12 protein-coding genes are annotated in these 13,685 nt (G+C 50.8%); 5 read left to right on the top strand and 7 right to left on the bottom strand.

What is annotated here, in order from left to right; translation table 11 throughout:
- Positions 1-42 precede the first annotated feature (42 nt).
- Together EIZ37_RS06035 and EIZ37_RS06030 are read right to left on the bottom strand one after the other, a co-directional pair.
- The gene (locus tag EIZ37_RS06035) at positions 43-1,821 is read right to left on the bottom strand and encodes a CHASE2 domain-containing protein (RefSeq protein ID WP_134683679.1); all 1,779 of its coding nucleotides are present in this window, start codon (positions 1,819-1,821) and stop codon (positions 43-45) included.
- Positions 1,822-1,870: 49 nt separating this feature from the next.
- A complete protein-coding gene (locus EIZ37_RS06030) occupies positions 1,871-2,233 on the bottom strand; it encodes a DUF3307 domain-containing protein (RefSeq protein ID WP_235827899.1) in 363 nt (120 codons plus the stop codon).
- A gap of 304 nt (positions 2,234-2,537) precedes the next feature.
- On the opposite strand from EIZ37_RS06030, the gene EIZ37_RS06025 reads away from it, so the two are divergent.
- From EIZ37_RS06025 to EIZ37_RS26520, 4 genes are all read left to right on the top strand, one after another.
- A complete protein-coding gene (locus EIZ37_RS06025) occupies positions 2,538-3,068 on the top strand; it encodes a hypothetical protein (RefSeq protein WP_134683677.1) in 531 nt (176 codons plus the stop codon).
- A 14-nt stretch (positions 3,069-3,082) separates the two neighbouring features.
- Positions 3,083-5,245 (top strand): ATP-binding cassette domain-containing protein, encoded by a 2,163-nt coding sequence (locus tag EIZ37_RS06020; protein ID WP_134683676.1) that lies wholly within the window; start codon positions 3,083-3,085, stop codon positions 5,243-5,245.
- A gap of 18 nt (positions 5,246-5,263) precedes the next feature.
- Positions 5,264-5,788: a GNAT family N-acetyltransferase gene (locus EIZ37_RS06015; protein ID WP_134683675.1), complete on the top strand. Its 525-nt coding sequence runs from the start codon at positions 5,264-5,266 to the stop codon at positions 5,786-5,788.
- A gap of 66 nt (positions 5,789-5,854) precedes the next feature.
- Entirely contained in the window at positions 5,855-5,980 is a 126-nt protein-coding gene (locus EIZ37_RS26520) for a hypothetical protein (RefSeq protein WP_268898735.1), read from the top strand.
- Positions 5,981-6,060: 80 nt separating this feature from the next.
- On the opposite strand, the gene EIZ37_RS06010 is transcribed toward EIZ37_RS26520, so the two are convergent.
- Positions 6,061-8,466: an ABC transporter permease gene (locus EIZ37_RS06010; protein WP_134683674.1), complete on the bottom strand. Its 2,406-nt coding sequence runs from the start codon at positions 8,464-8,466 to the stop codon at positions 6,061-6,063.
- Positions 8,463-9,551 carry an ABC transporter ATP-binding protein gene (locus EIZ37_RS25865; protein WP_167568691.1) on the bottom strand — a complete coding sequence of 363 codons (1,089 nt, stop codon included), beginning with the start codon at positions 9,549-9,551 and terminating at the stop codon, positions 8,463-8,465. Before EIZ37_RS25865 ends, EIZ37_RS06010 begins: the two co-directional genes overlap by 4 nt.
- A gap of 131 nt (positions 9,552-9,682) precedes the next feature.
- Here EIZ37_RS25865 and EIZ37_RS06000 point away from each other — a divergent pair, with 131 nt between their 5' ends.
- A complete protein-coding gene (locus EIZ37_RS06000; RefSeq protein WP_134683673.1) occupies positions 9,683-10,942 on the top strand; it encodes an efflux RND transporter periplasmic adaptor subunit in 1,260 nt (419 codons plus the stop codon).
- A 3-nt stretch (positions 10,943-10,945) separates the two neighbouring features.
- Here EIZ37_RS06000 and EIZ37_RS05995 read toward each other — a convergent pair whose 3' ends face one another.
- The 3 genes from EIZ37_RS05995 to kynA form a co-directional block, all read right to left on the bottom strand.
- The gene (locus EIZ37_RS05995; protein ID WP_134683672.1) at positions 10,946-12,055 is read right to left on the bottom strand and encodes an HD-GYP domain-containing protein; all 1,110 of its coding nucleotides are present in this window, start codon (positions 12,053-12,055) and stop codon (positions 10,946-10,948) included.
- 110 nt (positions 12,056-12,165) lie between these two features.
- Complete coding sequence (gene kynB / locus EIZ37_RS05990) at positions 12,166-12,804, bottom strand: arylformamidase (RefSeq protein ID WP_134683671.1); 639 nt, start codon at positions 12,802-12,804, stop codon at positions 12,166-12,168.
- A 13-nt stretch (positions 12,805-12,817) separates the two neighbouring features.
- The gene (gene kynA, locus EIZ37_RS05985; protein ID WP_134683670.1) at positions 12,818-13,675 is read right to left on the bottom strand and encodes a tryptophan 2,3-dioxygenase; all 858 of its coding nucleotides are present in this window, start codon (positions 13,673-13,675) and stop codon (positions 12,818-12,820) included.
- Between the last annotated feature and the right edge of the window lie 10 nt (positions 13,676-13,685).

Below are 13,685 nucleotides of genomic sequence, written 5' to 3'. Positions count from 1 at the left end.
TTCCGCTCACCTCAATCCATCTCTTTTTTTTGAATGCCCCTTTTATTCCGGCGCTGCAACGAAATCGACCACCTCATACAAGCGGATCGCAGCACTCTTCCCTTTCATCTGCTTTTCTCCTGCTTCGTGATACAGGAAGTACTCCTTCGTGCGCTGATAGGTCTCCTCGGATACCAAGATCTGATTGGCTGAGGAGTTGGACTCGATTCGCGCGGCAGTATTGACCGCATCCCCGATCGCCGTATAATCCACACGCAAATATGACCCGATATTGCCGACTACCACATTCCCGGTGTTGATCCCGATGCCGATGCTGACCTCTACGCCATACTTTTGGCGAATATCTGCTTGCACACTCTTCATTCCATTCTGAATATCGTAGGCAGTCTTCACCGCATAATACTCGTGATGCAATACATCGAGAGGGGCATTGAACAGGATCATGGCAGCATCCCCGATAAATTTATCGATGGTCCCTTTATTGGCTAGGACCTGATTGGTAATCATGTCGAACATCATGTTGAGAAAATCAACGATCTCCTCCGGCTGCAGCTTTTCTGACAACGGAGTGAACCCGCGGATGTCCAGAAACAGGATGGACAACTCCTTGTTTACGCCTCCCAACGGCAGCTCCACATCGCTTTTGGCAATTTGCGTCACCAGCTCCGGGGACAGGTAGCGGCCAAACTGCTTGGTAATGAACTGCCGTTGCTTCATTTCAAAAAACGTCTTCAACGCCAGATTCACGATGTAGACCAGCCATAAAGCCGCAATCGGGTAGCTCACATCGAAAAAATGCAAGAACTGATAAAAGAGCAACCATTGCCCCCCCAGCAGGATGACCGTACTGAGGAAATGCACGACCATGCTTGTCACCGTCTTGGTTTTCCAGGTTACCCATATCGAGCCTGCCATGACGATCAGCATTACAGCCAATATCAGTAGATCGTCCGTCACCGCGATCTTTTCATGGCGTAGCAATTGATCGATGATATTGGCATGGGCATAGACGAGGTACATATGGTTGTCCACCGGTGTCGGATACGCATCTGATCCCGCTGCGGCAAATCCAATCAGGACGATCCGGTCTGTAAATGTTTCAGGAGGAATTTCCCCATTGAGGACCATGTAAAAGGGAATACTCATGAAGTCCTTTGTGGAGCTGTTGTATTTGATAGCCATTTCGGCCTGAGGATGATCATCGAGATAATCATGGACATCAGCGCCAACCATTTCGGCAATTTTATAACCCATCGAAGGAATTGTACCTTCAGGTGTATCTAACATCAGCCAGGTGCGACGGATTACCCCGTCTTCATCAAGCGTTGCATTGATATGAGCGGTTTTGGAGGCGGCAGCTATCTCCGGAATCGGTCTGTACAAGGCTTGTCCCTTGATCAGCTCATGTTGGTTTACCGTAGTCTCCTTACGAAAAAAGCTCTCCATTTCGGCATAAGAAGGAATAATGACGTTGTCGTGGTTCGCGAGCTCCTCTGCAAACGCCTGATCGACAGCAGGATCTTCACTTTTCGTCGTAAATGTGATGTCGAATCCAATGGCTTTTGCACTGGCGATTTGTTGCAACAAAGGTATGTATATATCGCGCGGCCAAGGAAAGGTACCGATTAACTCGAGGGACTCCTGATCGATCTCGATGACGATGAGATCTTCATTCGGGGTGTGTGTCATGGATGTTTGCTGGTTGTAATCATAGAGCGCCCGACTCAAGACCTGCAGCGAACCTGTGAGGAAAACAGCCAGGCAGATCAGCAGAGACAGGACATTCCCAACCAGCAAAAAGCTTCGTATTTTTTTATTCATGATGTGTAGGCTCCGCGCCCCCTTTGTAATTGGATCTTCTGCCGATCTATCAAGCAGACATGCGTATGGCGACAGCCAAGATCACCAGGTGGAATATTTGATCGGCCATGATCATTAGCCACTTGTTGCGATCATCGGTGACGCCCATCACTCGTTTATACCAGAAGCTGATGAATCCGCGGCGATCGAGGATCACATGGGTAACGAAAATGAAGCCGATTGCCCACCAGGAGAGTCCGCCGGGGATAAAGAGAAAAGCGACCACCGCCACGACCAGCGTGTACACGAAGCAATGCGTGAGCAAAGGCTTCCAACGCTCGGCCTTATACTTGGCCATCCATTCGGTTTGCAATAAATAATCCCCTATCAAATGAGCAAGGAGTAATAGATCAAACTGACTAAAAGCATTCACTTCCTTCTTGTCTCCTTTTTTGGTAAAAGTCTTCGCTGCTTTTTGCCAGCAACGGATGTATCCCTGGCCATTGCACGAATGATTCGTGGCTAGTTGCCGCATAAAGAAAATTGTCGATTATTCTGTCACTTTCCCATTATAGAAGAAGTCGGTATCCTTTTCCCCCCTTTTTTCATGCCTCGTTATTCCTAGCTTACAATTTACCGCATGGAAAAAATAGAGTATTGTTGTCAATAGAAAGGACTTTCTTCCTACTCCCACTCGTTGAACAAGTGCAAAAAAAACAGGAGGTGATTTTCGGAGCATGAGTTATTACTTTTCTGTATGCACCACGGAAATGTATCAGCAAAAACATATCCTTTTCTTATTGGAGAATTACAAGGATCTTGGGCTCCCCTATCCTTTTCCCCTTACACTCAGCCTGATCGCGAGTCCCCTCCTGATGGAAAGAGAATCTTTCTTATGCTTCAACGAGGATCATGAAGTAATCGGAGCGTTTTCGTATATTTTCGGAACCGGCGAAATGCAGTATGAAGACAGAGAGGTTGTCCAAATACAAGCCGTCTTTATTCGAGAGGAATATCGGGGCAGCCGCGTTTTCCTGATGGCCCTGCAATTTATGACCGAATATATCACCTTTATGGGGGAAGATGTCAGGGAAGTTCGCTTCTGGGCGTCTGATGATGTCCTTCTCCGCAGATTGTTTTCGAAGATCGCGGATCGTGTGTCGTCAGTGGACAGCGCATTCGGCCCGCTCGATGAATACCATGCGCCTTTCGCTGCTTGGCAGGCCTATGCAAGCAGATTTCGCCATGAACCATTCTTTCCATCCTAGAAGGAGCCGTTGACATGTTGACCGTCCTCAGATCTATGCTTGGCTACATGCGTCCTTACAAAGGGCTTGCCGCTCTCTTTTTTCTCACGTTGGGGCTTGATCTTGCCTTTGTATCCATTGCTCCCCTCAGCTTTCAAGTCATTATCGACAAAGCGGTAGAGCCAAAGGATATGGCCTTCTTTCTCAAAATCATGCTGGTGCTGGGGATTACCGGCGTAATCTGTCTGGGCGCTGGCGTCCTTAGTGATTACACGCTTGCCAAGCTGAACACGCGCGTGCAAGACGACTTGCGAAAACAACTGTTTGCTCATCTGCAGCGACTCCCCCTCGGTTTTTATCAAAAATCCCGCTCTGGTGACCTGGTCGCTTACTTTTCGGTAGACCTGCCTGCCATCGAGGGCGCCATGGCCGTGATCTTGACGACAGGCATCAAGTCGTTGACGGTCGTCGTCATCAGCGCAATCCTGCTCTTCTATTTGCAATGGAGCATGGCCCTACTCATTTTGTTGGGGGCACTGGTGATTTTTATCGGACCTTATCTGCTTTCAAGACGTGCCCAAGTCATCAATACCGCCTATCGTGATGAGCTGGCCGCGATGACGAGCGAATTGCACGAAAATATGAAAGCCCAAAAGGTCATCAAGGGTTTCAACCTGCGGGATGCGATGATGGCCAAATTTACCCGCCGGCTCCAATCGCTTTTCATTAGCAGCTACAAGAAAAATATCTTGGGTGCCCAACTGGAACGGATCCCCATGGTCAGCTTACTCCTCATCAACTTTACCATCATCGGGTTCGGCTCCTATCTCGCCCTTACTGGACGCATCACCGTCGGGGCTCTCGTGGCTTTCTTCACCATGTACACGTCGATGGGCAACGCGATGTTCGGCCTGACCTTCATCCTTCCTGTCTTTGCGGAAGCACAGGTTAGCATGGATCGGATCGGTCAATTGCTGGATGAGCCGCCAGAAGCGTACAGCAGACCTAACTCAATCGTATTGCAGGAAACAAGGTCGCTTGATGTAACGGTGAAAGAAGTCACATTTGGCTATTCAGAAAGCCGAGCGGTGCTCGAAAACATCAGCTTGAAGATTCCAGCTGGCACAACCGCTGCTTTTGTCGGCTCCAGCGGCTCAGGGAAAAGTACCCTGCTGCAATTGCTGCTGGGTTTTTACGAGCCCGCTGCTGGCCAAATCGAAATAAACGGCATTGACATGCGCTCCCTGAATCGGGATTCCTACCGCGATCAGATCGGGGTTGTCTTTCAGGATAATTTCTTGTTCCATGGGACATTGCTGGAAAATATCCGCTTGGGCAAACCGCACGCGGCCAGAGAGGAAGTCGTCACCGCTGCGAGACAGGCAGAAATCCATGATTTTATCATGAGCCTTCCCGATGGCTACGACACGATGGTCCAGGACGAGGGGAACAATTTTTCCGGCGGACAGAGGCAGCGGCTCGCGATCGCCCGTGCGATTTTACGCAATCCGACGCTGCTCTTGCTGGATGAAGCTACATCCGCTTTGGATCCCATTTCCGAAGCAGCCATCAATCGGACTTTTGCAGAGCTCTCTCGCGACCGCACTGTCATTACGGTGACTCACCGACTGTCCGCCGTTGCAGCCATGGATCAAATCTATGTGTTTGACCGAGGAAAATTGGTGGACAGCGGCAGACATGAACAGATGCTGGAAAGAGGCGGTTATTACAAGATGCTGTGGGACAAGCAAAGCGGACTGTCCCTCTCAAACAGCGGCAAAGATGCGGCCATCGATCCGCAAAGACTGGCGCTCCTTCCTTTTTTCCGCGGGATCGACACGGAGGTTCTGCAGGAAATCACGCACCTCTTCAATACCGAGACCTTTGAAGCCGGTCAGGCCGTCATTCATGAAGGAGAACCGGGGGAAAAATTCTATCTGATCGCACGGGGCAGGGTGGAAGTAACCAAAGCGTCTCCTGATGCGGAAGCCGGACATATCCGACTGGCTGTACTGGAGGACGGCGATCATTTTGGAGAAATCGCACTGCTGGAAAATGTGCCACGAACGGCGACAGTGACAGCCCTCACGCCTTGCGTCTGCTTGACACTGCAGCGCAAAGTACTGGTGTATCTCCTGTCCAAGCACCCGGAAATCGACGCGTATGTCAGAGACACCTTGAAAGAACGAAGATCATAAAGGGAGGTGTATCCATCCTTGTCTGCCCATTTTAGACCTTGCCTGACGGATGACGATTATGTGCAATTCACCCGCTTCTTTATTGAAAACCGGCTGGATTTCAGTCAGAGCTTTTCGCTGAATGACACCCTGCTGCATATTTTACAGACCTTGCAGGATTCACGGATCATCTTGGTTGTCAGCAATCAGGATCAGGTCGTGGGCTGGGGCCATTATCAATACCTCGGAGCCGATGAGGAACCCGATTCACAAGGAGAGATCGCCTTCATCAACTCTGTCATCTTAGCCAAGGCATATCGCCGCCACAGCCTCCTTTTCCTGCGAGGCTTGCGCTATCTGACCAAGCAGATCTACAAAGAGAATCCGGCTGTGAAACAAGTGCGTTTTCACGCCCTGTCCGAAAATGCCTACCTGAATCGACTCTATGCTAAATTCACAAGGGTGATCGGCGAGCGCGAGGGGGATCATGGCCATGAGCATATCTACGCTACGAGCCTGGAAGAACTGATGGCCTACTTATCCATCAGCAAAGATGTGCGTTGACGATAGAGAATCGGGAATGCTATGCTGATGGAAACATTGTCAATATGAGGAAAGGAGGAAATCGATATGTTTCCAATCCCGCCTAGCTTCAACAAAAAGACCGGTGGCAAAATTGCGAAAAGCTCCGCAAAGCTGCAAGTTGCGGCTCTTCTGATGAAAACCGAGCAGCTTCGCGTTGCAGCAGCGAAGTAAAAACCAATTTGGGACATGCTTGCTTGTCGCAAAGAGAAAAGTGGTGGGTAAAAGATTGATTCTGCCACACCACTTTTTTCTTACTCATATTGCAGTACATCCTTGATCGAGAGCCGTGATGCTGTCCAAGCCGGCAAGAGACTCGCTAGCACTGACAATACTACGGTGACCGCCAGCCAGAGGAAAACCCCCTCCACCGGAAAGAGGTAATCGAGCGGTGTTTGCGTCAAGGAAACCCCAATCTGATTGCTCAGTTGTTTGCTGATCGGCAGAGACAATCCAACCGCAAACACCCAGGAAATCAGACCTATGACTACCCCTTCCACCATGACGATTCGAAACACGGCCGCATCAGACGCCCCGATGCTGCGGAGGATTCCAAACTCCCTCGTCCTTTCCATGATATTTATGCTCATCGTCCCGATTAACCCGATCACAGCCATGATGGTCAATAAAACCCCTGTGCTGATCAGGTAGGATTGGATCAAATCAAAACGCGAGACGAGATGTTCCCTCAGCTCATTTTGGGAAGTCACCGACCCCACCTCGATCCCTTTTTCCTTGAAATGAGCCAGCAGCCGCTCGCTGGTCTTCGCTTGAAAAGCCGAGTCATGCTGGGCGGTCACGATATGCAGGAGATTGATCGTCGCCTCGTTTCCTTCCATCTGCGGCAGCGCTTTGTCATTGACATACGATTCCGTATCTCCGAGCACTTTCCGAGCAAAACCCACTACCTGAAACGGGCGAATCTCCTCTCCAATTTTAAGCAGCACCGTGTCCCCGATGTCGATGTCGGGTTCCTTCCGCAGCAAAAAGGTATCAACGACCAGGGCGTTCTCATCCTGTGGGGTCAACCATCTCCCTTTGACGATTGTCGGCGTGATGAATCTGGAATCTGCAGGGAGCGTCAAGATCTTCATGTCTTCCCCCTCCGTACGGTCCGCCCGAACCCGATTGACACTCTTTTCCCACCAGCCCTCGGCTTTCACTACACCGGGAACTTCTTTCGCTAGGTGGATCGCCTCTTGTTCATCGAATGGTCGTGCCAGCTCCATACGGATATCGTATTGCGCATAATTCATTGACCGCTCGACCGTGTAGTTGATGGAAGAATAGATACAGTAGGAGGAGATCACGATTGCTCCGCCGACGCTTAGCGTCAGGATGGTGAGGAAAAGTCTGAACTTTTGCCGAAACGTATTGCGGATAGACAGCAGCACCGGCCGTGAAAACCAGTGGACTCGTTCGACGATGCGATCTACCCGGCTTTCCCCAAATTCATTCCCTCTGCGATGGTCGTTGATCGCTTCTCGAATCGTGATGCGGGTACCTTTTGCTATCGGATACATGGCTGCAAGCATGGGGATGAGCAGGCCCGCTGCCAGCTCAATCGCCCGTACGCGCAGGGAAAATACGTCGCCTGGATTGGAAAAGTTGCCAATCGATGCGGAAAAGGACATGACCCAGCTGGAAGCCCACTCAGCCAGCGGAATCCCGATCGCCAATCCGCACAGACAAAATACGAGGATGAAGGCAAGATTCAGCTTCACCAGGTCCTTCGTCTGTGCCCCCAGCACCTGCATGACCCCGCTTTGCCGGATTTGCCCGGTCAGGATCGCGAGGACGCTGTTAAACACGAGCGCCGCTCCCATCAGCAACGCCAGCCACCCCAGATAGATAAAGATGGTGAAGGTGGAATCCATGATATCGTAGCCCCAGTGTTTGCCCGGCTCCGGAATATACGTGGACAATACTCTTATATTCTTTTGCTGCAATCTCGCCTTTACCTGAGTCGTTACCTTTTCGATCTGGCGCAGATCGGCTTGATTGTTTTTCACGGTGAAATGCAGTGCGTTGTAATCTGGCGGGATTTCCAGCATGGTGAGCATCCCCCAGAAAACATAGGCGCTTACCTTACCGGACATTTGCGCTGACATGCGGCCCGGGTCGTCGATGACCCCCGCAATGCGCAGGTTGGCAGTCTTGCCGTTAGCTAATTCCACGAAGACGGGATCGCCCAATGATAAGCCGAGATAATCCAAAGAGGTTTGATCGAGATAGAGCCCATCTCCTGCAGGCGGCCAACTGCCGGCCTTCGGGTAAATTTTATCCATCCGGATCGTGGAATAGTCTTTTAGGGAAAACAGCTGCAAGTCCCTCCCGCTATTCGCTGCAGAATATTGCCCGTTCCTTGTTCCCGCTGATATCCTGCCTGTCGCAACGGCTCTGCCTTCTGCTTCCCGAATCGCTGGCATTCGTTTCAGTTCCGCAAGCAAGCTCTCATCAAAAGGCGTGGTGAGAAGCGTCGCACTCGAAGGGGCCGCAGCCATATAGCTTTCCTGCAGACCAACCACCGATTTGTACTTGGAAAGCTCCAGGTTCCCTACCGCCACTACGCCGATCGCAATTGAGAGGACGACGAGCAGGAACTTGGCCTTATTTTCAAAAATATCACGGATGACTTTTCTCCATCGCACCCCCATCATGAAGGATATTCCGCCTTCTTCTGACCCAGCTCCTCGAGCCTCCTTTGAATCACTCTTTGCATGTCTTCCCGAGTATCCTGCGAATTGCTGACGATGTCCCCAAACATCTCACGCCCGATCCGAACGGCTTCGACAGGTTCTCGTCCGGAAGCCCGCACCGTAGTTGTGCGTTTCCCTCCTCGCAGCAAGGCAATTTCCCCAAAATACTGTCCCTTTTTTAAGGTGCTCACGACGAACTCACTGCCATTTGGCTGGTTCATCAGGATCTCGACCTCGCCTCTGGTGATGATGTAGGCATAGTCAGGCTCATCCCCTTCACGGATGATGACCGTCCCTGGCGCAAACAGTACCTTCTTGTTTGACTCCAACCTTGCTAGCTGCTCGATCTCAAGGAAAGGAAAGGCCTGTACGACATACTGGTTCACGATCTCCCCATCTGCCACGACGATCGTGCGGTCCACCCTTCTCGCCAAATCGTTGTCGTGCGTAACCATGACAACCGTTTTCCCATTGCGCGCCAGCTTTTCAAACAGGGAAAAAACCGTATCCGCCGTCTTGGAATCCAGGCTGCCGGTAGGTTCATCCGCTATGATGATCGGAGGGTCGTTGGCCAAGGCTCTGGCGATCGCAGCCCGCTGCTGTTGACCGCCCGAGACAAGCGAGGGAAACTTATGGGCATGCTCCAGCAAACCTACCTGATCGAGCAGTTCCTCCGCTCGTCTCTTTCGTTCCTTTGGGGTGTACATCGAGCAAAAGTCCATCGGCAGCATGACATTTTCCATCAGCGTAAGCGTCGGAATGAGTTGAAAAAACTGAAAGATGATCCCGATGTTGCGTCCTCTCCACTTCGCCATTTCTCCTGATCGCAACTGGCTAATGTCTGTTTCCATGACTCGAATTCGTCCGGAAGTCGGTGTATCGATCCCTGTCATCATATTGACCAAAGTAGACTTGCCGCTTCCCGACTTGCCTACAATCGCCACGAATTCCCCCATGTTGATTGTTACATTGATAGACTTCAAAGCGGAAAAAATCGTACCGCCGGTCTGAAACGTTTTTCCCACTTCTTGAAGGACGATGCTCATCACCAAACACCTCAATCGGACTTTTGACGCTACTTTTTCTCATCTTATCATTTTTTCACACTCTCCATAGTCAATTTGCCATACAAAATGATAGAGTCAATTGGTAAGATAGTGGTAGAAAGAGGGCTCGAATGAGAGGATCGATTACGTTGCATAAACAAAAGGCGCTGCTCTGGGGAGTTGCGATCGTGGGAGCCGGAATTCTCGGCTACTGGTTCCAATCATCATACAACACCATACAGGTCACGACCGCATACGTCGCACAGGATCGGCTGACAAGCTCCATCCAGACCACCGGAAAGGTAACAACGAAGCTTGATCAGACGGTCTTCGCGTTGAGCAACGGGACTCTGAGCCAGTATTCCCTAGAGGTGGGAAGCGTCGTAGCCAAAGGGCAGGTCGTCGGCAGAATCGATAAATCGGACATCACGTCCAAAGTCAACCAGCTTCAGGCACAGCTTGAAGCCGAGCGAGCCAATCTCGCAAAGCTGCAAAAAGGTACCGATCAGGACCTGATCAAGCAATATGAAGAAGTCCGTCTGCAGCAAGAGCTCCGCGTGCAAACGGCCAAACGCGAATGGGAGCAAGCTCAAAAACTCTTCCACACGGGCGGTTTGTCCAAAGAGGCATTGGCAAAGCAGGAGGAGCAATACCTTTTGGCTCAGTCTGCGTTGAAAGAAGCGACCCATCAGCTGGTGCTCCAAAAGAAAGGAACACCGATAGAGGATATACACGCGAACGCCGCGCGGATCAAACAGATCGAGGTGCAAATCGCCGAAATGGAACGTGATTTGCTCAAAGATAAAATCATTGCACCGATCGACGGAACGATCATTCACACGGCGGTAAAAAACGGCCAGTATCTCCAGCCCGGCAGCGAGCTCTTTACCGTCGGGGATGTCGAACAAGTCAAAATCACCGCAGATGTGAATGAGAGCGTCGCTTGGAAAATACGTACCGGTCAAGAGGCACGGATTTCCGGCAGCGTGATGGGCAGCAAATCTATGAAAGCGCAGGTAACGCAGATAGCCCCTGTGGCGGATACGAAAGTCAGCAGCAACCAGGTCGAAAAAACGACGGTGGAAGTCACGCTGGTCCCGATCGAGCGTGATCACGCCTTGAAACCGGGGTACAACGTCGATATTGAAATTTTCGCCGAGGAAGCTCCTCATGCCCTCCTGATCCCGCTGGAAGCCGTGCGATATGAAAAAGATGGATCGCGCTATGTCTGGAAGGCTGTGGACGGCTACGCCCAAAAGCAAGCCATTGAGACCGCTCTGGAAAGTGAAGAAGTCGTGGAAATACGGAAAGGATTGCAAAAAAACGAGCAAGTCATCATCAATCCGCCTGAGGGGATTGACGAACATGCTCGTCTGGATATAAACGAATAACATTTACATATCTTCATACTTTTCCTTGATGGCCAAGATTTCCTCAATGGAAGCGAAGAAGACATCAACCAAGCGAGGATCGAAGTGCTCTCCCCGTTCCTGTCTGAATAGGGCAAGGATTCGGTCCAGCTCCCATGCCTTTTTGTACACCCGTTCTGTTGCCAGCGCGTCAAAAACATCGGCAATGGCTGTAATTCTGGCATAAATGTGGATGTCTTCCCCCCGCAGTCCTTGTGGGTAGCCTTGGCCATTCCATTTTTCATGGTGCTGATGGGCGACGACCGCTGCCGCCTGCATGATCTTGCGGGTAGAGTTTTTCAACAATTGATAGCCTATTTCCGTATGCTTTTTCATTTGATGAAACTCTTCATCCGTCAACGGACCGTTTTTCCCCAAAATGGAATCAGGGATGGCGATCTTGCCGATATCGTGCATCGGCGAAGCGATTCGCAGCAATTCAGCTTCTTCCTCCGACATGCCGTAGTTGCGTGCAAGCAATTTGGAGTATTCCGCCACGCGTTTGACATGGTTGCCCGTCTCCTTGGACCGGCTTTCCCCGATTTCCCCCATGGTGAAAATGATTTCCTTTTGCGTTTCTTCGATTTCCATATGGAGCAGCGCTGCCTCAAGCGATTTGCCCGCATAGGAGGCGGCTAATGTCAGATATTCCAGATCGCGGTGGGAAAATTTCTGTTCCGCTGTACGTTTGTTAATCGCCTGATAGGCCCCAATGACTTCTCCATCGTTGTTTCTCATCGGAATGACCAAAATCGCCTTGGTGCGATAGCCCGTACTCAAATCGATTTCCTGGTTGAATCGGCTATCTTGATAGGCATCATCCACGATGACAGCGTCCCCCGACCGAATCGAATATCCCACCAGTCCGGTATGGCTTGGAATGCGCAGCTCGCTTACGCCATGGGCTACTCTTGTCCATATTTCCGCTCGCTGTTTATCCAAGATCCATAGCGTACACCGATCCGCATCGATCATTTCTTTGCCCATATCCGCCATCAGCTGCAACAACCGATCCAAGCTTTTTTCATTGGCGATTTTCGCCGTATATTCGAAAATGAGACGAAGCATCTGCTCAGGATTTTGATCGAGTTCCATGTCGTGTGTTTCTCCTTGTGGTCGCTTCTACGGACGTAAGAAATAGCAAAAAGGTGCTCTCTTTTGATCGAGACACCTCATAGTTTACTATAAATGACCAAATTTTCATATTATCTGCCTTTTTTGTCTGCTTTTTTCAACACAGCACGAACCGGGCTCCCATCTGCATCGGCCAAAGGAAGCGGAAGCGCGGCCAATTCATACTCTCCTGGCTGTACATCATCCAGCACGAGCCCCTCCAAAATATGAATGCCGAATCGCGTGAGCATATGATGGGCAGAAAGCTCCTTGCTATCGATCGGATCGACGGACGGCAAATCCAGGCCGAGCAGCCGGATTCCCCGGCTTGCCATATATTCCGCCAGCTCCGGTTCGATCGGAGGGATTGCAGTCGGGAAGATGCTGCGATCTCGCCATGCATCGGTGCGGATCAACAGCCTTGTCACGCCATCCAGCTCCAGCGCAGACACTTCCTTGATTCCAATGCTGCTCGGTTCAGGGATATGGATCACCCGAGCCCTGCCGATATACAGCTCCAGATCGAGCTCGATCACCTTTTTCCCTTCATTGTCAAAATGAAACGGTGCATCAACATGCGTTCCCGTATGCGTACTCATGCAGATCCGCCCCACATTGACCGAGCCGCTTTCTTCCTTGCTCCAATTCACTCGGTAGGTAAACGGCGTATCTCCCGGCCATACTGCGACGCTGCCGTCCAGACGCTGTGATATATCGATCCACGCGTTCATGCTTTCGCCCTCCTTACAGCTTCGTTCGCAGACTCAGCAGTTCCGGGAAAAAGGGCTGCTCGACGATCTTGCTTAAATACGATACTCCGGATGACCCGCCTGTGCCTTTTTTATAGCCAATGATCCGTTCAACGGTAGTCAAATGGTTAAAGCGCCACAGCCGCTGTTGATTGCCGATATCCACCAGCTTTTCGGCCAGCTCGTATAAATCCCAGTATTGCTCCGTATTGCGATAGACCGTCAGCCATGCCTCTTCGACACTTTCATTGGGTTCATAGTTTTTTGCCCAATCCCTCTGCAGCGCCCTCTCCTCCACTGGCAATCCTTGGGCGGCAAGCGCCGAGATCGCTGCGTCATAAATGCTGGGCTCATGAAGGGCTTTTACCATCCTCTCATACAGCTCGGTCTGATGCTGATACACTGCGAGGGATTGGGCATTCTTTTGTCCGAGGGCGAATTCGATCAACCGGTTTTGATAAGATTGGAAGCCGGAGGAATGCCCCAGTTTATCCCGGAATTCCATATATTCCGATGGCGTCAACGTCGTCAGGACGCTCCATGACTGGATTAACTGCTGCTGGATGCGGGATACGCGCGACAGCATTTTAAACGAGGGCTCCAGATCGTTGCGCTGGATGCACTGAATCGCGACATGCAGCTCATGCAAGATCAGCTTCATCCATAGCTCGCTTGTCTGATGGATGATGATAAACAGCATTTCATCATGGTGATGGGAAAGTCTGTGCTGGCTAGACAGGATTTGCTCAAGATGCAGATAATCCCCGTAGGACATTTCCTTTTGAAAATCCAACTGAATGTCCTTCTCCAAATGCTCGCCCTGGCTTTCCGGATGTCGATCGGCTTCGCTCATTTGGCGTCCC

The sequence above is a fragment of the Brevibacillus migulae genome, from assembly GCF_004521915.1.
Taxonomy (GTDB): domain Bacteria; phylum Bacillota; class Bacilli; order Brevibacillales; family Brevibacillaceae; genus Brevibacillus_F; species Brevibacillus_F migulae.
Note: the sequence above shows the minus strand (reverse complement) of the source record. Positions and strands in the feature narration are given on the sequence as shown.